The sequence below is a fragment of the Streptomyces sp. NPDC018019 genome, assembly GCF_044327805.1.
GTDB lineage: Bacteria > Actinomycetota > Actinomycetes > Streptomycetales > Streptomycetaceae > Streptomyces.
This window is the reverse complement of record NZ_JBIRGD010000009.1, coordinates 196,183-213,799: the sequence shown is the minus strand read 5'-3', so window position 1 is coordinate 213,799 and position 17,617 is coordinate 196,183. Positions and strand designations below refer to the sequence as shown.

Here is a 17,617-nt window from a genome sequence, read left to right as displayed (position 1 = left end):
CCCGGTCGTCCGCTCCCGGTCCCATCCTCCATCAGTCCCAGCCTCGCACCGGCCTTTTGCCCTAAGACCCCCGGGGCACCCGAGAAAAGGCTTCCCGCAGCGAGTAATCTCGCACCTGAGAAGACGATCACGAGGAAGGACTGAACATGCTTTCCCGCCTGTTCGCCCCCAAGGTGAAGGTCAGCGCCCACTGCGACCTGCCCTGCGGTGTCTACGACCCGGCCCAGGCCCGGATCGAGGCCGAGTCGGTCAAGGCCGTCCAGGAGAAGTACCAGGCCAACGAGGACGCGGACTTCCGCACCCGTGCGATCCTCATCAAGGAACAGCGCGCGGAGCTGGCCAAGCACCACGTCTCGGTGCTGTGGAGCGACTACTTCAAGCCCCCGCACTTCGAGAAGTACCCGGAGCTGCACCAGCTGGTCAACGACACCCTCAAGGCGCTGAGCGCCGCCAAGGGCTCGAACGACCCCGCGACCGGCCAGAAGGCCCTGGACTACATCGCCCAGATCGACAAGATCTTCTGGGAGACGAAGCAGGGCTGACCCGCCCGCTCCGGCCACGCACTGCCACCGCACCCGGTCCGCGCGGCGCCGTCCCGGCGCCCTCCGCGGGCCGGGTGCGCCCGTGTGCGGCCGTACCACGGGACGGCACGGCGGTGTGTGCCGCCGGAGCGGATCACGACGACACCGGCGACCGGGCGCCACCACGGGCGTACGCTGAGGACATGGTTCGGGGCTCGGGCAGGGACGGCCAGGCGGAGCGGGCGCGCCGTCGTGCGGCCAGGGCCCGGCAGCGTGCCGGGCACGCCGCCGCGTGCGCCGAGCGGCAGGAGGCCCTGGCGGCCTCGGCCGGTGAGGAAGTCCACCGGCTGCCGGCCAAAGCCTGTCGCCGGCCGGCCGAGTGCCACCGGTCCTCCGCGCGCCTCCAAGAGGCGTACGCCGAGCGGATGTCGGTGTGGACCGGCGAAGAGACCGGCCGGCCCCGCTTCATGACGGGTGTCGCGGAGGCGTGCGGGTCGCCCGGCGCGGCGCTCACGCTGACGGGCACCGGCCACGGGCAGCTCTCCGTCGCCGCGTCGGACGAGTCCTCCCGGGCCGCACAGGACCTGGAGTTCGTGCTGGGCGAGGGGCCGTCCCGCGACACGTCGGTCAGCGGCCGTCCGGTCTCGGCGAGCGGGTGGGCCATCGAGCGCCGCTGGCCCGCCTACGGGCCCGCGCTGACCGCGCTGGGCATCCACGAGGTGCTCACCACCCCGCTGCGGACCGAGGGCACCTGCATCGGCGCGCTCGCCGACTTCGCCCCGGACGACGGCCCGGCCGCCGCCGCCACGCTCGCGGTGACCGCCGACGCGCTCCTCCGCACGGTGCTCCCGGGCCCCGACGCCGGCCCCGGGCCGTACGACGGCGCCGACCACCGGGACCGCGTCCAGCAGGCCGCCGGCATGCTCTCCGTACAGGCCGGCTGCCGGGTCCAGGACGCGCTCGCGCTGATCGAGGCACGGGCCTTCGCCGAGGGAGAGCCGCCGGACGCCGTCGCACGGCGGATCGTCCACGGCAGGCTGAAACTCGCCCAGGGCAGCTGAACCCACCGAGGGGACCTCACACCCATGACCTCAGCCCCGCACCACCTCGCATCGGTCTTCGTGGAGCTGGCGGGCGGTGGCGCGCCGGGGCCGCCCGGTGTCCCCACCCTGCTGGCCCGGCTCACCGAGCGCAGCCGGGAGCTCCTCGCGGTCCGGGCGACCGCGGTCACCTTCGCCCCCGGGCCCCGGGACACCCCCCAGGTGGCGGCCTCCGAGGCCGATGTGTGCCGCCTCGAACAGGACGCGCTCTCCTGGAAGGAGGGCCCCGGCCCCGCCTGCCGCCGCTCCGGCCGGACGCTCGGGGACACCTCCCTGACCGGGCCGGCGGCCCGGCAGCGCTGGCCGCGCTACGCGCCGCGCGCGCTCCGGCTGGGCTGCACGCACGTCGCGGCGCTGCCGATACGGAGTCACACGGGACCGGTCGGCTCCCTGGTCCTGCTGGCCGCCCGGCGGACCGCGCTGACCGGTGACCTGATGGCGCTGGGCCAGTCGCTGGCGGACTTCGCCGCGGTGACCCTGCTGCGCGAGCACGAGGTCGAGGCGGGCCGGGCCCTCGCCTCCCAGCTGGAACGCGCCCTGGCCACCCGGGTCGTCATCGAGCAGGCGAAGGGCGCGCTGACCGCCCGGCACTCCCTCTCCCCCGACGCCGCCTTCACCGTGCTCCGCAGCTACGCCCGCTCCCACCAGCGGCTGCTGACCGAGGTGGCCCGCGAGGTGGTGGAGGGCCGGCTCGACCCGCGACGAGCGGGGGGGTAACGGCCGCCGGGGACGCGTCATCCGTTCCTTCAGGCGCCGGGCGTGCGCCCGGCCCAGGTGGCCAGGGCTCGCGCCGCGTCGTACGGGTCGGGTACGGCCAGCAGGTCGGCGCGCGCCCGGGTGAGCAGGCTGCGGACCTGCTGCGGGCGACCGGCCGGTGCGCCTCGAACCACAGGTCGTACGGGCGCAGCCGCAGGAAGAGCGGCTGGAGGGAGACGACCAGCTGCCAGGTGACGGAGTGCCAGGACCGGTCGGCGGCCCGCCCCGCTCACGTCCCGATCGGCAACGGCCCGTCGTGCCGGACCAGCCACTCGCGGTACGCCGTGCTCTCCCAGGCCACTTCCATGTACGAGGCGGTGAGGTCGGCGAAGAGGGCGTCGGCGGGGGCGGCCGGGGCGGCGCCGGGGCGGTGGGCCATGAAGAGGCGGACGGCCAGCGGGTCGCCGCGCAGCGGGCGGACGGCCATGCCGTACCGGGGCCGGGAGGTCGGCTGGCAGGGGGTGACCACCTCGCCTGCCGCGACCAGGTCGGCCGCGGTGAGGTAGTCCCCGTGCACCACCCGGGGGTCCAGGCCCGCCGCCGCGAAGACCCGGCGCAGCCCGGTCCACTCGCCGTCCACCGACGGGTCGACCATCCACTGGTCACCGGCGAGGTCGGCGAGGTCGACCACCGGGTGGCGGGCCGCCGGGTGGTTCACCGGCAGCGCGACGAACTGCGGCTCGCGGGCTATCAGTTCGCGTTCGACCAGCCCGTCCGGCCGGCGCAGCGGCGCCCCCTCCACCTCGTGCACGAAGGCCACGTCGAGCTGGCCCATGGCCACCATCTGGAGCAGCGCGTTGGCGGACACGTCGATGCGGATGGTGGTGTCGGTGTCGGGCAGCCTGGCCCGCAGCCGCCGCAGCCAGCCCGCCACGGCCCTGCTGCTGGTGCTGCCGATGCGCAGCCGGGAGCCGCCGGCCCGCAGCGAGGCGGAGGCGATCTCGTCGACCAGTGCCCGCATGTCGGCCACTATCGGCCGGGCCCGGCTCAGCACCGAGTGCCCCAGCGGCGTCGGCCTGCTGCCGGTCCGCTCGCGGAAGAACAACTGGCCGCCCAGGGCGTTCTCGATGCGGCGGAGCTGGGTCGTCAGGGAAGGCTGGGTCATGCCCAGCTGCCGGGCCGCCTTGCGTACGCTGCCGGCGTCGGCGATCGCGCACAGCGCACGAAGATGCCTCACTTCGAGCTCCACGACCGGAGCATAACGACGTTTGCGCACGTCACACCAGACTCTCAGGCCAGGCCGGGGGCTCTTTCCGCCTGGGGTATCACCTGGTGCTATCGCCACCTGGCATCTCCGCGCCCCAAGTGATCTCGAACAGACTCTCCCGCACCACAAGTTCATCCGCAGGGCCCCGGCCGCCGCCCCACACGGCGGCCGTACGGCCCCACGGACGATAAGGAGTCCCCCCCATGAGATCTCCCAAGACCGCGCTGTCGGCAGCGCTGGGCCTGGGCCTCGTCGCCACGCTGGCCGCTGCGGCCCCCGCGACGGCGACCTCCGTCTCCTCCGCCCCCACCCCCCAGTCGCACCGGGTCACGGCCGCCGCCTACGCCGGTTCGGCCGCCGAGAAGGCCGACACCAAGGCGTTCTTCGAGGCCGTCATGAAGTCGGTCAAGGCCAAGCGGGCGGCGCACCCCGGCCTCAAGGTCGTCACCGTCACCTATGACGCGAGCGCGGCGCCGACGTTCAAGGGCCAGATAGCCAAGAGCGCCCAGATCTGGAACGGCGCGGTGCAGAACGTCAAGCTCCAGGAAGGCAGCGGCGGAGACTTCCAGTACCGCGAGGGCAACGACGCCCGCGGCTCGTACGCCAGCACCGACGGGCACGGCAAGGGCTTCGTCTTCCTGGACTACAAGCAGAACCAGGAGTACGACTCGACCCGCGTGACCACACACGAGACCGGCCACGTGCTGGGTCTGCCGGACCACTACGAGGGCCCGTGCAGCGAGCTGATGTCCGGCGGCGGCCCCGGACCGTCCTGCACCAACGCCCAGCCGGACCAGAACGAGCGGGCCCAGGTGGACCAGCTCTGGGCCAACGGCCTCAAGGGCGTACGCCCCTGACCGGCGTCCTCCCCCTGCGGGCCCGGTGAGGCGTGACCCGCACCGACCCCCGGACATTACGGTGCGCGAGCACCACGGTCCGACAGCGCCTACGCGCGCGGCGGGTTCCCCCGGAGCCTGCCGCGCGCGTACGCGTTCCGCACCCGCGGTGCGTCGCGCCGCCGCTCAGCGCGCCAGTTCCCGGCTCCACGCCTCCAGTTCGGGCGCCCCGTCGCCGGAGCGGCAGAGCCGGCCCGTCGGCCGCCACCCCCAGGCCCGTACCGCGGAGCGGGCCGCCCCGTTGGCCGTGTCGACCAGGGTGACCACCTTGATGGCACTGCTCCGGATCAGCAGGGTCTCCTGGAGCCGGGTGGCGACGTGGCCGCGCCGGTGCGCGGGCAGCACCATCAGCTCGGCGACGACGAACACCCGCCCGGCTGCGGTCAGTTCCTCCAGCTCGCGCGGGACCTGCCCGTTGGAACCGGGCCACCAGCCGCCGTCCCGCCCGGCGGGGAAGCCGTAGGCGCAGCCGACCAGCGCCGGGTCGCTGGCGATGACCATGTCGAATCCGGGGCGCTGGACGTGCTCGGCGAACCGCTGCAGAAAGGCCCCCCGTCCGCGGAACTCCTCGCCCGAGGGGCCGCGGTACGCCTCGACGTACAGGTCGGCGACGGCCTCGCGCTGTGCTTCGGCCTGCCACCTGGTCAGGCGCCGTAAGAAGACTTCTGCCATCCGGTCCTCCAGCAGGGTCCAGGAAATCACCTTCGGTTGAGGAAGTACTCCTCGACGAGGCCGCTGTCGAGCGTGCCGTCGACGACCTGGCGGGCCAGCGCGGGCAGTCGGTGGCGGTGGGCGCGCGCGTAGGACCTGAGGATCTCGAACGCCTCGTCCACGGTCGTCCCCCAGCGCTCCGCGAGGACGCCCTTGGCCTGTTCGATGACGACGCGGGAGGTGAGCGCGTTCCGCAGCTGGGCCCGCTCGGCCTGGCTCTGCTCCAGGCCGCGCTGCTGGACGACGGTGACGGCCAGCAGGTCGGCCAGCGACCGGGCGAACGTTTCGCCCTGCTCTCCGAGGGGCGCGGTTCCGGTGCCGAAGAGGACGAGGACGCCGACGGCGCGGGAGCGCAGCCGCATGGGGACGGCGTGCACCGCCGCGTAGCCGCACTCGCGGGCGCGGGCGGTGAACCGCGGCCACCGGGCGGCGGTGCGCGGATCGGTCAGGACGATGCCGGTCTCGGCGGTCCCGCTGCGGTGGCAGTCCGCGTACGGGGTCCGGCCGCCGTGCGGTCCGGCCGGGTCCAGCAGGCGGCCGGTGCCGGCGGACGCCACCGCCACGTGCAGCCGGCCGTGGACGTCGGCGAGGAGCACGGCGGCGGCCTGGGCACCGACCAGGCCGGCGCACTGGACGGCGAGCCGGCGCAGCAGGCCGGCGGTGTCGAAGTCGCCGACGACTCCCCCTGGCAGGTCCGTCCCGGCCGGTGCCAGGCGTTCTTCCCGGGCCATGGAAACCCTCCCTCTCCCTCGTCGGCAGGCGGTGGTCCGTGCATGGTCTTCGGGTCGCGGTCGCACGGCTACTATGCCCCGGGCAATCCACTCAGGGGGAGACCCACCGCAACGCCCGGTTCACGGAGAGCAGTTCGCCATCCGGTCGCGTCGCGCGTCCCGCACGGTCGCGTAGCGGGGGAAACGGCCGGTCAGCCGGGTGGCGCTGAGCAGCGTGGCGATGCCGCGCCGGTCGTGGACGACGCGCAGCCAGCCGCCCTGTTCCACGGCCCAGCTCTGCGCGGCGCACAGCTCCCGCAGTCCGGAGCAGTCCATGAAGGAGACCGCGCCGAGGTCGACGATCAGCCGGGGCGGACCGGCGGCCCGGCGGTGGTCCTGGCGCAGCAGGTTCCGGAACCGCGGCGCCGTCACGAGGTCCAGCTCTCCCTCGGGCCGTACTACGTGGATCGTGTTCGCGCCGTTCCGGCGATGGAGGTCCATAGCGATCCCGCCCCTGAAATCAAACATGTACGTACTGACTCGTACTCGTGCGAACCGGGGTCCGGGGCACCGCGCCATCAGCGTATTCCGGCCCGGCGTCGGACGGCGGTGAAGAAAGGTTCCGTTCGAAAGTAGGCCGCATCTCTTCACTCGTACGGGGTTCGCGTCGCACGGACGAGCCCACCGGGCGCACCCGGTCACGCGCGTACCGCTCAGGCCCGGAGCACGTGGGCGGGTCCGGCACCGGCGAAGACCGCGCCCAGGGCCACGGCCACGCTCGCCACCGCGCCGGTGACCAGACCCAGCACCGACGAGCCCACGACGTTGGCGGTGAACGTGCCCCTCCGGGGTACGGCCGTGGCCGGTGTGCCGTCGGCCGCCGCCGGGCGGTGATCCGCAGGTCACCGGTGCTTTCAGACCAGCCCGGGCGGTTTGACAGCGGGAAACATGGGATGTTCCCATCACCGGTGGAATCGAGAGGGAGGACGGCGTCCATGCCGCTGCGCAGCACCGCCCGCACCAGCCTGGTGGGCCTGGTCATCGAACAGATGGAACGGCTCATCACCGAGGGCGAGTGGGAGGTCGGCGGGAAGATCCCGCCCGAGCCGGTCCTGGTCGAGACGCTGGACGTGGGCCGCAACACCGTCCGCGAGGCGGTCCGCGCGCTGGTGCACACCGGAATGCTGGAGCCGCGCCAGGGCGACGGGACGTATGTACGCGCCAGCAGCGACCTCGGGGCGGCGGTGCAGCGGCGGCTGCGCCGGGCCGCGGACCTGGAGGCGTACGAGGTCCGGGCGTCGCTGGAGCGCGACGCGGCCCGCTACGCGGCGCTGCGCCGCACCGGCGAGGACCTGGCCGCCCTGCGGGCCGCGCTGGCCGAGCGGGACCGCGCCTGGGGGAACAGCGACGTCGGCGCGTTCATCGACGCGGACGTGCGCTTCCACCGGACCGTCGCGGCGGCTGCGCACAACAGCGTGCTCGCGGACCTGTACGAGCACTTCAGCGACGCGCTGCGCGGCACCCTCCAGGCCGTCATCCGCAGACCGCTGCCCGATTCCGTACGCCACCAGTTCGACGCGCACACCGCCATCGTCGACGCCATCGAGGCCCGGGACCCGGACGCCGCCGAACAGGCCGCGCTGGCCCACCTGACCGAGGCCATGGACGCGCTGCGCGCAGCGCGGCCGGAGGACGACGGCGGACACCCGGCGCGTACAGCAAGCCCAGGAGAAGAACACCATGCATGACGACGGACCGGCCGCCACCCTGAGCGCCCCCGGCACCGGCGGCGCCGCGCGGCCGGACGCCCCCGCGGACACCGCCCCGCCACCGGCGACACCGCCGGGCGCCACCGGACGCCACGCCCTCTGGCTGGGCGCCGGCGTCGTCCTGCTCGCACTCAACCTGCGCCCCGCCCTGGTCGCCGTGTCCCCGCTGGCCGGCACCATCCGCGACACGAGCGGGATGTCCGCCGCGGCCACCAGCCTGCTGACCGCGCTCCCGCTGCTCTGCTTCGGCCTGCTCGCCCCGGTCGCGCCGCGGCTGGGCCGCCGCTTCGGGATGGAGCGTGCGCTGCTCGGCACCATGGTGCTGATCTGCGCGGGCACCGCGCTGCGGCTGCTGGACTCGGTCGCCGCGCTGTTCGCCGGGACGATCGTCATCGGCGCGGGCATAGCCGTCGCCAACGTGCTGCTGCCCGGTCTGATCAAGCGCGACTTCGCGGCCCGGTCCGGGCTGATGACCGGGCTCTACTCGATGTCGCTGTTCGGCGGCGCGGCGCTGGCGGCCGGGGTCACCGTGCCGGTGCAGCGCGCGGCCGGGCTGAGCTGGCAGGCCACGCTGGCGTGCTGGGGCTCGCTGGCGGTCGTCGCGCTGGTGGTGTGGCTGCCGCAGACCCGCGGCCGTACGCGTACCGCCGCGGCCACCGCCCGGGAAGCCGCCCACCCGGTGCGCGGCCTGTGGCGCTCCCCGCTGGCCTGGCAGGTCACCGCGTACATGGGCCTGCAGTCGCTCAGCTACTACGCGGCGGCCGCCTGGCTGCCGACGATGCTCACGGACGCCGGGATGAGCGCGGGCGACGCGGGCTGGATGCTGTCGTTCTCCTCCCTGCTGGGCATCGCGGGCTCCTTCCTGGCGCCGGTGATCATCGGACGGCGGCTGTCGGCGGGCGCGCTGGCCACGCTCGGCGCGGTGCTCTGCGCGGCCGGGTTCGCGGGGATGCTGGCCGCGCCGGCCGGCGGCGCGTACGTGTGGATGACGCTGCTGGGGCTGGGCCAGGGCGCGGCGATCAGCCTGGCCCTGCTGTTCATCGTCCGACGCGCCCCGGACATCCGGCACACCGCGCAGCTGTCCAGCATGGCCCAGTGCTTCGGCTACATCCTGGCGGCCACCGGGCCGGCGGTGCTGGGCGCCGTGCACGACGCCTCGGGCGGCTGGACGGTGCCGGTGCTGGTGCTGCTGGCCCTGCTGGTCCCGCAGGTGGCGATGGGGCTGGGCGCGGCCCGGCCCCGGCACGTCGCGGGCCGCTGACGTCCCGTACGGGCGGGTTCGCGCAGGTACGGGCCGGGGCACGCGGGTTGCCCGACGCCTCCCGCCCCGCCGGGCGGCCGGGCCATACTGGGTCCCGTGTCGGTGATCAGCAACCTCCGTAAAGCGGTCCGGCTGCCGCAGCAGCGGCGCCGCGGCGTCGACCTCAGCCACCCGGCGCGCTCGCCCCTGGGCACCGCCGTGGTGAACTGCGCGGTCTACGAGAACGGTGTACGCCAGCCCGGCGACCACCCGGCCGAGGACGCGGTCCGCCGGGTCCGCGGCTCGGGGGACGGCTTCGTGTGGATCGGCCTGCACGAGCCGTCGGAGCGGGAGTTCGCCGGGATCGCCGAGCTGTTCGGGCTGCACCCGCTCGCCGTCGAGGACGCGGTGCACGCGCACCAGCGGCCCAAGCTGGAGCGGTACGACGACTCGCTGTTCACGGTGTTCAAGACGGTCTGCTACGTGGAGCACGACCGGCTCACCGATACCAGCGAGGTGGTGGCCACCGGCGAGATCATGGTCTTCACCGGCGCCGACTTCGTCATCACGGTGCGGCACGGCGGCCACGGCTCGCTCGGCCCGCTGCGCGAGCAGCTGGAGGCCGAGCCGGAGCAGCTGGCGATCGGCCCGTCGGCGGTGCTGCACGCCATCGCCGACCTGGTCGTGGACGACTATCTGGACGTCGCCGCCGCCGTGCAGGACGACATCGACGACGTCGAGAGCGGGGTCTTCGCCGCGGGCCCGCGCCGCGGCCGGGGCGCGCGGCGGCACCGCGACGCCAGGGGACCGGGCACCGGCGCCGGCCGGATCTACCAGCTCAAGCGGGAACTCCTGGAGCTGAAGCGGGCGGTGGCACCGCTGGCCCGCCCCCTGCACGCGCTGGCCAACCAGCCGATGGCGCTGGTGGACCCGCACATCACCACGTACTTCCGGGACGTGTCGGACCACCTGGAGCGGGTGACCGAGCAGATCACGGCCTTCGACGAACTGCTCAACTCCATACTCCAGGCGCATCTCGCGCAGGTGACGGTGGCGCAGAACGAGGACATGCGGCGGATCAGCGCCTGGGTGGCGATCCTCGCCGTGCCGACCATGGTGTGCGGCGTCTACGGCATGAACTTCGATCACATGCCGGAGAAGCACTGGACGTTCGGCTATCCGCTGGTCATGGCCGTCACGCTGACGGCCTGTTTCCTCATCCACCGGGGCTTCAAGCGCAACGGGTGGCTGTAGGCGGGTCGCCGGGCCTGTGACGGCTCAGGCCAGGTAGCCGTCCGGGCGGACCAGGAAGGTGTCGCCCGGCGCCGCCGCGTAGGCCGCGAACGCGTGGCCCTCGGCGTCCACGACGTACCGCCCGTGGCCGGGCCGGTCGCCGGGCCGCAGCACGGCGTACGCGTGCTCCTCGTCCGGGGCGGGCGCGCCGAAGCACAGCCGGGTGAAGTGCGGGCCGCGGAAGAGGTCGAAGAGGCGGACGCCCTTGCCGTCCGGGTCGAGCAGCGGGGCGTCCGGCGCGCGGTCGCCGGTGACGAGGGTGCCGGTGGCGTCCGGGGCCCGGTAGGTGATGTCGAGGCCGAAGCCCTCCTCGCCGCGCTTGTGCGCGTCCGGGTGGCCCTCGACGTACTTGTCCAGCAGGTCGGTGCTGACGCCGAGCACCCGGGACGCGACCGCCCGCCGCTCGGTCTCGTAGCTGTCGAGCGCGGTCTCCGCGGCCAGCTTCCAGCCGAGGTTGTAGGCGTCCTGCACGCCGGTGTTCAGGCCCTGGCCGCCGGTCGGCGGGTGGACGTGCGCGGCGTCGCCGGCCAGGAAGACCCGTCCCACCCGGAACCGCCCGGCCAGCCGTACGTTGGGCCGCCACACCGTCGACCAGCCGTACCCGGTCAGGCGCAGGCCGGTCGCGTAACGGTCCAGCGCGGCCTGCATCACCTCCGGTGAGGCGTCGTCGCCCGCGTCCACCGGCGTCATGAACTGGAACCGCCCGGTGCCCGGCAGCGGGGTCAGCGCGACCCCCTGCATGGGGTGGTCGGCCCCGGCGAACCAGTGGCCGACCGTGGGGTCGAGACCCGGCACGGTCACGTCACCGACCAGCACCCGGAAGGACTCGTCGGTGACGCCGGGGAAGGCCACGCCGATCGCCTTGCGGACGAAGCTGGCGCCGCCGTCGGCGCCCACCAGGTAGTCGAACCGGCTCTCCTCCCCGGTGGCGAACCGCGCGGTCACCCCGTTCGCGTCCTGTTCCAGCCCGGTCAGTTCGGTGCCCAGCTCGACCCGCACGCCGTATTCGGACAGCCGGTCCCGCAGGATCGCCTCGGTCTGCGACTGGCCCAGCACCCACCCGTTGGGATACGGGACGTCCGGGCGGGGGTCGCGCGGCTCGGTCATCCAGTGTTCGCCCACGAACCGGCCGTCGAGGTGCACGCGGAGCGGCGCCGGCGGCGCCCCGGCCGCCCGTACGGCGTCCAGCACGCCGAGGTCGTCGAAGACCTCCAGCGTGCGCGGCTGGAGGCCGTCGCCGCGCGAACCGTCGAAGTACGCGGCCGCCTTGTCCACGACCCGCACCCCGACACCGCGCCGGGCCAGCTCGATGCCCAGCGTCAGTCCGGTCGGTCCCCCGCCCACGACGAGTACCCGCATGACGAACCCCTTTCACTGAAACCAAGTTCACTGAATGTAGGTTCATCCTCTGGGCTGCTAGCGTGCGCTGTCAAGGAAGCGGGAGGACACGTGAAGCGCGCGGAGCAGGCGGTCGAGACGAGGGCGGCCCTGATCGAGGCGGCCAAGCGCCTGTTCGCGACCCGCGGCTACCTGAACACGAAGGTCACCGACATCACGGCGGAGGCCGGGCGCGCGGCGGGCTCCTTCTACAACCACTTCGCGGGCAAGGAAGAGCTGCTCAAGGCGCTGCTGGACGAGCTGGCCGCGGCGAGCGACACCTTCGCCGCGGCCGACGGGCACAAGGCCGACTTCTCCGACCCGGACGCGATCCGCTACCACGTGACCGCCGCCTGGCGCGTGCACCGGGAGCACGCGCCGATCATGCTCGCGCTGCGCCAGGCGGCGCTGGTCAGCGCGGACTTCGCCCGCACCCTGGACCGGTTCCGCCGCGCCCAGCTGGAAGACCTGGCCGACCACCTGGAGCACGTGCGGAACCTGCCGGCCTCCGTCGAGACCACCCTGACGCTGCTGAGCGCGATGCTGGAGGCCCCCGCGCAACTGGCGCCCGGCCTGTCCGAGGAGGAGGCCGTCGAGGCGACCACCCGTTTCCTCTACCGTGCCCTGAACGGCACGGACTACCCGCCACGGGCGTAGGGGCGCACGGCCCCGGGGGCGTCCGTGCCGGCCGTTCAGTGAACCAGGGACCGGTCCGCCCCGGAGTCCCGGTGCCCGCCTCCGGACGCTGCGGGCCGGTCCGCTCCCCCAGCCGTACGGGGCTTCGCCGGCAGCAGGAACAGCAGCAGGAAGATGACCGCCAGCCCGGCCGCCACCCACCACAGCGAGGTGACCGTGGCGTCGACGACCGCCGCCCGCGGGTCCCGGCCGGCCGCTCCGTCCAGGACGCCGAAGAAGGCCACCGAGGACAGTCCGAGGCCGAGCGCCATGCCCAGCTGGCTCATGGTGTTGAAGACCCCGGACGCCGACCCGGAGTGCCCGGCCGGCACCTCGGAGATGGCCGCGTCGGTGATCGGGGCGACGATCAGGCCCATGCCGCCGCCCATCAGCAGCATCGCGGGCACCATCTGCCAGGAGGTCAGTTCCGTGCCGTAGCGCCCGCACACCGCTATGTAGAGCAGCACACCGGCCAGCATGACCAGCGCGCCCGCCTGCATCACCTTGCGCCCGAAGCGCGGCACCAGCTTCTGTACGGAGACGCCGGCCGCCGCCGAGCAGGCGAGCGAGAACGGGACCCCGGTCAGCCCGGCGTGCAGCGGGCCCCAGCCCAGGCCGAGTTGCATGCACAGGGTCCAGACCAGGAAGAAGAGGCCGGACAGCGCGCCGAAGGTGAGCTGGACACCGGTGCCCGCGGCGAACGTCCGCAGCCCGAACAGGGAGAGCTCGACGAGCGGCGAGCCGTCCTTGCGGGCCTTGGCGCGCTCGTACCGCACGAAGACGGCGAGGACGAGCGGGCTCGCGGCCATCGACACGAAGCCCCAGACGGGCCAGCCCGTCTCGCGGCCCTGGGTGAGCGGGTAGAGCACCATCAGGAGGGCGAGCGCGGCCAGGACCGTGCCCACCAGGTCCAGGCGCAGCGCCTTGGGAGCGCGGGACTCGGTGATGAAGCGGCGGCCGAGGAGGATGCCGGCCACGCCGACCGGCAGGTTGATCAGGAAGATCGGCCGCCACTGGAGGCCGAGGACGTCCCACTGCGTCAGCAGCGCGCCGATCAGCGGACCGCACACCGCGCCCAGGCCGATGACGGCGCCGAACATGCCGAAGACCTTGCCGCGTTCGTGCGGCGGAAAGGTCACGTGGATGATCGCCAGCACCTGCGGCACCATCAGCGCGGCCATCGCCCCCTGGAGGACGCGGGCCGCGATCAGCATCCGCGGATCGGCGGCGATCCCGCACAGCGCGGAGGCGGCGGTGAAGCCGCCCATGCCGAGCAGGAAGAGCCGGCGGCGGCCGTGGATGTCGCCGAGCCGGCCACCGGTGATCAGGCCGACGGCGAAGGCGAGCGCATAGCCCGCGGTGATCCACTGGATGGCGCCGAACGAGGCGCCGGTGTCCCGCTGGATGCTCGGGATGGCGATGTTGACGATGGTCGCGTCCACCAGGTCCATGAAGGCGGCGGTCAGGACGACGGCGAGCGCGATCCAGCGTCTGCGGCCGGCCGTCGCGCCGGGTGCGGTCGTGGGCGGGGTGGGCATGGTGCTGTCTCCTGAACGGCCTGCGAATGTCGGTCCCGGTGTCCCGGCTCGGGCGGCGGACTGCGGGTGCGGCGGGCGCCGGGGCTTGCCGCACCCTCGACATTAAGGGCCATGGAGGACAGGTCCGGTCCTACATCTGCGCGCATCATGCAGGGCATGAGTGAGACCTCGGCACGCCTGCTGAACCTGCTGTCCCTCCTTCAGACACCCCGCGAATGGCCCGGCAGCGAACTCGCCGACCGCCTGCGGGTCACCACGCGCACCATCCGCCGCGACATCGAGCGGCTGCGCGGCCTCGGCTACCCGGTGCACGCCACGATGGGCGCGGAGGGCGGCTACCGGCTCGCCGCCGGCACCGCGCTGCCCCCTCTGCTCCTGGACGACGAGGAGGCGGTGGCCATCGCCGTCGGCCTGCGCTCGGCGGCCGGGCACACCGTCGACGGCATCGAGGAGGCGTCCGTCCGCGCCCTCGCCAAGCTGGAACAGGTGCTGCCCTCCCGGCTGCGGCGGCGGGTGGGCACGCTCGGCACCGCCACCGTGCCGATGCCCTCCGGGGACGGGCCGACCGTCGACCCGGCCCACCTGACCGTGCTGGCCGCCGCGATCGCCAACCGGGAGCGGGTGCGGTTCTCCTACCGGGCCGGCGCCGGCGCCCGCTCCAAGCGCCTGGTCGAGCCGCACCGGCTGGTCGCGGCCGGGCGCCGCTGGTACCTGGTGGCGTACGACAACGAGCGCGAGGACTGGCGGATCTTCCGGGTGGACCGGCTGAGCGAGCCGTACCCCACGGGGGTACGCACACCACCGCGCGAGCTGCCCGCGGCGGACGCCGCCGCGTACGTCAGGGAGCGGATGCAGGGTCTGGCACCCCCCGGCCGCCCCGCCGTGGCCACGGTGTACGCGCCCGCCGCCGAGGTCGGCGCCCGGATGGGGCGCGCGGCGGCGGAGGTGGAGCCGCTCGACGCGGCGTCCTGCCGCCTGCGCACCCGGCCCGACCCCTTGGAGTGGACGGCGTACCGGCTGGCGATGCTGGGGTGCGAGTTCACGGTGCACGAACCCGCGGAGCTGGTGGAGTACCTGCGGCGCCTGGGCGGACGGGTGCTGCGGGCGAGCGGAGGGGAGGCGGACGTGGCGGGGGAGGTGGCGGGCGCGACGCGGGAGGTGGCGGGCGTGGACGAGGCGCGTGCGGCGCCGGATACCCCGGGGGGGTAGCGCAATACCCCCGGGGGGTATATCGTTCGGGTCATGGGCGACGGCGGCGCCCGCCGCCGCCCCGCCCTTCCCGAAGGAGTACGCCATGACGCACCTGACCGCACCGGTCAAGCTCGGCGGCTACATGCTGTTCCTTCTCGCCGTCCTCGCCGCCGCCTTCGGGATCGGCCGCGCGACCGGCGGCGACCGGGACGCCCCCGCGCCGCACCCCGCCGTCCGGCACGCGCAGTCCGCCGGAGCCACCGGGCACACCGGGCCCGCCCGGCCCCCGCACACCGCCCCGTCCGCCCCGTCCCCGCAGGAGCAGCCATGACCACCACCGTCGACGAGCGCCGCATCGAGCTGGAGATCGGCGGCATGACCTGCGCCTCCTGCGCCGCCCGTATCGAGAAGAAGCTCAACCGGATGGACGGCGTCACCGCCACCGTCAACTACGCGACGGAGAAGGCGAAGGTCACGTACGAGGACGGCGTCGGCGTCGCGGACCTGATCGCCACCGTCGAGAAGACCGGCTACACGGCCGCCGTACCGGAACCCCCGGCCGCCGCCCCGCCACCGCCGGAGCCCGGCCGGGCCGCGGCGCCGGGCGCGGGCCCCGGCACGGCGCCGGACACCGACCCGCTCGCCCCGCTGCGGCAGCGGCTGACCACCTCGGTGCTCCTGGCCGTACCGGTGATCCTGATGGCGATGGTTCCGGCGCTCCAGTTCACCAACTGGCAGTGGCTGTCGCTGACGCTGGCGGCGCCGGTCGTGGCGTACGGCGCCTGGCCGTTCCACAAGGCCGCCTGGACCAATCTGCGGCACGGCACCGCCACCATGGACACCCTGATCTCCATGGGCACGCTGGCCGCGCTCGGCTGGTCCCTGTGGGCGCTGTTCCTCGGCGACGCCGGGATGCCCGGGATGACCCACCCGTTCGAGCTGACCATCGCGCGCAGCGAGGGCAGCGGCAACATCTACCTGGAGGCCGCGGCCGGCGTCACCGCCTTCATCCTGGCCGGACGCTACTTCGAGGCCCGCTCCAAGCGCCGGGCCGGGGCCGCGCTGAAGGCGCTGCTGGAGCTGGGCGCCAAGGACGTCGCGGTGCTGCGGGACGGGCGCGAGGTCCGCGTGCCGGTCGGCGAACTGGCGGTGGGCGACCGCTTCGTGGTCCGTCCCGGCGAGAAGATCGCCACCGACGGCACGGTCGTGGACGGCTCCTCCGCCGTCGACGCCTCGATGCTCACCGGCGAGTCGGTGCCCGTCGAGGTCGCCCCCGGCGACCGGGTCACCGGCGCCACCGTCAACGCGGGCGGCCGGATCGTCGTCGAGGCGACCCGGATCGGCGCGGACACCCAGCTGGCCCGCATGGCGCGGCTGGTGGAGGACGCGCAGAACGGCAAGGCCGCCGCCCAGCGCCTGGCCGACCGGATCTCCGCCGTCTTCGTCCCGGTGGTCATCGCGCTGGCCGTCGGCACGCTGGGCTACTGGCTCGGTACGGGCGAGGGCGCGGTCGCCGCGTTCACCGCCGCGGTCGCCGTCCTGATCATCGCCTGCCCGTGCGCGCTGGGCCTGGCCACCCCGACCGCGCTCATGGTCGGCACCGGCCGCGGCGCCCAGCTGGGCATCCTGATCAAGGGGCCGGAGGTGCTGGAGTCCACCCGCCGCGTGGACACCGTCGTCCTGGACAAGACCGGCACGGTCACCACCGGCGCGATGGCGCTCACCGCCGTCCACCTCGCCGACGGCGTGTCCGAGGCCGAGGCGCTGCGCCTGGCCGGGGCCCTGGAGCACTCCTCGGAACACCCGATCGCCCGTGCCGTCGCCGGTGCGGCGGCCGAGCGCACCGGTGAGCCGCCCGCCCCCGAGGACTTCGCCAACGTGCCCGGCCGCGGCGTCCAGGGTGTCGTGGAGGGCCACGCCGTCCTCGTCGGCCGTACCTCGCTCCTCACCGACTGGGCCATCGAGCTGCCCGCCGCGCTCGCGGACGCCAAGGCCGCCGCCGAGGAGGCCGGCCACACCGCCGTCGCCGTCGCCTGGGACGGCGAGGCGCGCGCCGTCCTCGTCGTCGCCGACGCGGTCAAGCCCACCAGCGCCGAGGCGGTCCGCCGGCTGCGCGCCCTCGGCCTCACCCCGGTCCTGCTCACCGGCGACAACGCGGCCGTCGCCCGCTCGGTGGCCGCCGAGGTCGGCATCGACGCGGAGCACGTCGTCGCCGACGTGCTGCCCGAGGACAAGGTCTCGGTGGTCAAGGCCCTCCAGGCGGAGGGGAAGTCGGTGGCCATGGTCGGCGACGGCGTCAACGACGCGGCGGCGCTGGCCCAGGCCGACCTGGGACTGGCGATGGGCACCGGCACGGACGCCGCCATCGAGGCCGGTGACCTGACGCTGGTACGGGGCGACCTGCGCGCCGCCGCGGACGCCATCCGCCTGGCCCGCCGCACCCTCGGCACGATCAAGGCCAACCTCTTCTGGGCCTTCGGCTACAACGTCGCCGCGCTGCCGCTGGCCGCGGCCGGGCTGCTCAACCCCATGATCGCGGGGGCCGCGATGGCCTTCTCCTCGGTCTTCGTGGTGGCCAACAGCCTCCGGCTGCGCCGCTTCAAGCCGCTCGCCTGAGCGGCGGGCGCCGCCGG

At 74.2% G+C, this 17,617-nt stretch carries 18 protein-coding genes; 11 read left to right on the top strand and 7 right to left on the bottom strand.

From position 1 onward, the window contains the following. The first annotated feature begins 146 nt into the window (after window positions 1-146). The 3 genes from sodN to ACH4FX_RS17725 all read left to right on the top strand — a co-directional run bounded on the left by sodN (window position 147) and on the right by ACH4FX_RS17725 (window position 2,338). Window positions 147-542 carry a superoxide dismutase, Ni gene (gene sodN, locus ACH4FX_RS17735; protein ID WP_398479836.1) on the top strand — a complete coding sequence of 132 codons (396 nt, stop codon included), beginning with the start codon at window positions 147-149 and terminating at the stop codon, window positions 540-542. A gap of 182 nt (window positions 543-724) precedes the next feature. Next, window positions 725-1,582, top strand: coding sequence for an ANTAR domain-containing protein (locus tag ACH4FX_RS17730; protein ID WP_398479834.1), 858 nt, complete (start codon window positions 725-727; stop codon window positions 1,580-1,582). Between the two features lie 24 nt (window positions 1,583-1,606). Then, window positions 1,607-2,338, top strand: coding sequence for an ANTAR domain-containing protein (locus ACH4FX_RS17725; protein WP_398479832.1), 732 nt, complete (start codon window positions 1,607-1,609; stop codon window positions 2,336-2,338). Window positions 2,339-2,367: 29 nt separating this feature from the next. On the opposite strand, the gene ACH4FX_RS17720 is transcribed toward ACH4FX_RS17725, so the two are convergent. Then, window positions 2,368-2,511, bottom strand: coding sequence for a hypothetical protein (locus tag ACH4FX_RS17720; RefSeq protein ID WP_398479830.1), 144 nt, complete (start codon window positions 2,509-2,511; stop codon window positions 2,368-2,370). A gap of 95 nt (window positions 2,512-2,606) precedes the next feature. Further along, window positions 2,607-3,554, bottom strand: a complete 948-nt coding sequence (locus tag ACH4FX_RS17715; protein ID WP_398480000.1) for a LysR family transcriptional regulator — start codon at window positions 3,552-3,554, stop codon at window positions 2,607-2,609. A 233-nt stretch (window positions 3,555-3,787) separates the two neighbouring features. On the opposite strand from ACH4FX_RS17715, the gene snpA reads away from it, so the two are divergent. Beyond that, a complete protein-coding gene (snpA, locus tag ACH4FX_RS17710) occupies window positions 3,788-4,441 on the top strand; it encodes a snapalysin (RefSeq protein ID WP_398479828.1) in 654 nt (217 codons plus the stop codon). Window positions 4,442-4,606: 165 nt separating this feature from the next. Here snpA and ACH4FX_RS17705 read toward each other — a convergent pair whose 3' ends face one another. The 3 genes from ACH4FX_RS17705 to ACH4FX_RS17695 all read right to left on the bottom strand — a co-directional run bounded on the left by ACH4FX_RS17705 (window position 4,607) and on the right by ACH4FX_RS17695 (window position 6,402). Beyond that, the gene (locus ACH4FX_RS17705) at window positions 4,607-5,152 is read right to left on the bottom strand and encodes a hypothetical protein (protein ID WP_398479826.1); all 546 of its coding nucleotides are present in this window, start codon (window positions 5,150-5,152) and stop codon (window positions 4,607-4,609) included. 26 nt (window positions 5,153-5,178) lie between these two features. Next, entirely contained in the window at window positions 5,179-5,922 is a 744-nt protein-coding gene (locus tag ACH4FX_RS17700; protein WP_398479824.1) for an ANTAR domain-containing protein, read from the bottom strand. 120 nt (window positions 5,923-6,042) lie between these two features. After that, a complete protein-coding gene (locus tag ACH4FX_RS17695; RefSeq protein ID WP_398479822.1) occupies window positions 6,043-6,402 on the bottom strand; it encodes an STAS domain-containing protein in 360 nt (119 codons plus the stop codon). Between the two features lie 494 nt (window positions 6,403-6,896). On the opposite strand from ACH4FX_RS17695, the gene ACH4FX_RS17690 reads away from it, so the two are divergent. The 3 genes from ACH4FX_RS17690 to ACH4FX_RS17680 all read left to right on the top strand — a co-directional run bounded on the left by ACH4FX_RS17690 (window position 6,897) and on the right by ACH4FX_RS17680 (window position 10,164). Continuing rightward, window positions 6,897-7,649 (top strand): FadR/GntR family transcriptional regulator, encoded by a 753-nt coding sequence (locus ACH4FX_RS17690; RefSeq protein ID WP_398479820.1) that lies wholly within the window; start codon window positions 6,897-6,899, stop codon window positions 7,647-7,649. Next, window positions 7,642-8,931 carry a CynX/NimT family MFS transporter gene (locus ACH4FX_RS17685; protein ID WP_398479818.1) on the top strand — a complete coding sequence of 430 codons (1,290 nt, stop codon included), beginning with the start codon at window positions 7,642-7,644 and terminating at the stop codon, window positions 8,929-8,931. Before ACH4FX_RS17690 ends, ACH4FX_RS17685 begins: the two co-directional genes overlap by 8 nt. Before the next feature lie 102 nt (window positions 8,932-9,033). After that, window positions 9,034-10,164, top strand: a complete 1,131-nt coding sequence (locus ACH4FX_RS17680; protein WP_398479998.1) for a magnesium and cobalt transport protein CorA — start codon at window positions 9,034-9,036, stop codon at window positions 10,162-10,164. 24 nt (window positions 10,165-10,188) lie between these two features. Here the strand turns inward: ACH4FX_RS17680 and ACH4FX_RS17675 are convergent, their stop codons facing one another. Beyond that, the gene (locus ACH4FX_RS17675) at window positions 10,189-11,562 is read right to left on the bottom strand and encodes an FAD-dependent monooxygenase (protein WP_398479817.1); all 1,374 of its coding nucleotides are present in this window, start codon (window positions 11,560-11,562) and stop codon (window positions 10,189-10,191) included. Window positions 11,563-11,652: 90 nt separating this feature from the next. Between ACH4FX_RS17675 and ACH4FX_RS17670 the strand changes: the two genes are divergently transcribed. Next, window positions 11,653-12,237 carry a TetR/AcrR family transcriptional regulator gene (locus ACH4FX_RS17670; RefSeq protein ID WP_398479815.1) on the top strand — a complete coding sequence of 195 codons (585 nt, stop codon included), beginning with the start codon at window positions 11,653-11,655 and terminating at the stop codon, window positions 12,235-12,237. A 35-nt stretch (window positions 12,238-12,272) separates the two neighbouring features. Here ACH4FX_RS17670 and ACH4FX_RS17665 read toward each other — a convergent pair whose 3' ends face one another. Further along, entirely contained in the window at window positions 12,273-13,793 is a 1,521-nt protein-coding gene (locus ACH4FX_RS17665) for an MFS transporter (protein WP_398479813.1), read from the bottom strand. A 156-nt stretch (window positions 13,794-13,949) separates the two neighbouring features. Here ACH4FX_RS17665 and ACH4FX_RS17660 point away from each other — a divergent pair, with 156 nt between their 5' ends. The 3 genes from ACH4FX_RS17660 to ACH4FX_RS17650 all read left to right on the top strand — a co-directional run bounded on the left by ACH4FX_RS17660 (window position 13,950) and on the right by ACH4FX_RS17650 (window position 17,600). Beyond that, entirely contained in the window at window positions 13,950-15,002 is a 1,053-nt protein-coding gene (locus ACH4FX_RS17660) for a helix-turn-helix transcriptional regulator (RefSeq protein ID WP_398479811.1), read from the top strand. 85 nt (window positions 15,003-15,087) lie between these two features. Next, window positions 15,088-15,315 (top strand): hypothetical protein, encoded by a 228-nt coding sequence (locus tag ACH4FX_RS17655; protein WP_398479809.1) that lies wholly within the window; start codon window positions 15,088-15,090, stop codon window positions 15,313-15,315. Next, window positions 15,312-17,600: a heavy metal translocating P-type ATPase gene (locus tag ACH4FX_RS17650; protein WP_398479807.1), complete on the top strand. Its 2,289-nt coding sequence runs from the start codon at window positions 15,312-15,314 to the stop codon at window positions 17,598-17,600. The genes ACH4FX_RS17655 and ACH4FX_RS17650 overlap by 4 nt, the downstream gene beginning before the upstream one ends. Window positions 17,601-17,617: the final 17 nt, after the last annotated feature.

Excerpts from the sequence above, each read along its gene's own strand:
- sodN (WP_398479836.1), top strand. The coding sequence starts at position 147 with ATGCTTTCCCGCCTGTTCGCCCCCAAGGTGAAGGTCAGCGCCCACTGC.
- ACH4FX_RS17730 (WP_398479834.1), top strand. The coding sequence starts at position 725 with ATGGTTCGGGGCTCGGGCAGGGACGGCCAGGCGGAGCGGGCGCGCCGT.
- ACH4FX_RS17725 (WP_398479832.1), top strand. The coding sequence starts at position 1,607 with ATGACCTCAGCCCCGCACCACCTCGCATCGGTCTTCGTGGAGCTGGCG.
- snpA (WP_398479828.1), top strand. The coding sequence starts at position 3,788 with ATGAGATCTCCCAAGACCGCGCTGTCGGCAGCGCTGGGCCTGGGCCTC.
- ACH4FX_RS17705 (WP_398479826.1), bottom strand. The coding sequence starts at position 5,152 with ATGGCAGAAGTCTTCTTACGGCGCCTGACCAGGTGGCAGGCCGAAGCA.
- ACH4FX_RS17700 (WP_398479824.1), bottom strand. The coding sequence starts at position 5,922 with ATGGCCCGGGAAGAACGCCTGGCACCGGCCGGGACGGACCTGCCAGGG.
- ACH4FX_RS17695 (WP_398479822.1), bottom strand. The coding sequence starts at position 6,402 with ATGGACCTCCATCGCCGGAACGGCGCGAACACGATCCACGTAGTACGG.
- ACH4FX_RS17690 (WP_398479820.1), top strand. The coding sequence starts at position 6,897 with ATGCCGCTGCGCAGCACCGCCCGCACCAGCCTGGTGGGCCTGGTCATC.
- ACH4FX_RS17685 (WP_398479818.1), top strand. The coding sequence starts at position 7,642 with ATGCATGACGACGGACCGGCCGCCACCCTGAGCGCCCCCGGCACCGGC.
- ACH4FX_RS17675 (WP_398479817.1), bottom strand. The coding sequence starts at position 11,562 with ATGCGGGTACTCGTCGTGGGCGGGGGACCGACCGGACTGACGCTGGGC.
- ACH4FX_RS17665 (WP_398479813.1), bottom strand. The coding sequence starts at position 13,793 with ATGCCCACCCCGCCCACGACCGCACCCGGCGCGACGGCCGGCCGCAGA.
- ACH4FX_RS17660 (WP_398479811.1), top strand. The coding sequence starts at position 13,950 with ATGAGTGAGACCTCGGCACGCCTGCTGAACCTGCTGTCCCTCCTTCAG.
- ACH4FX_RS17655 (WP_398479809.1), top strand. The coding sequence starts at position 15,088 with ATGACGCACCTGACCGCACCGGTCAAGCTCGGCGGCTACATGCTGTTC.
- ACH4FX_RS17650 (WP_398479807.1), top strand. The coding sequence starts at position 15,312 with ATGACCACCACCGTCGACGAGCGCCGCATCGAGCTGGAGATCGGCGGC.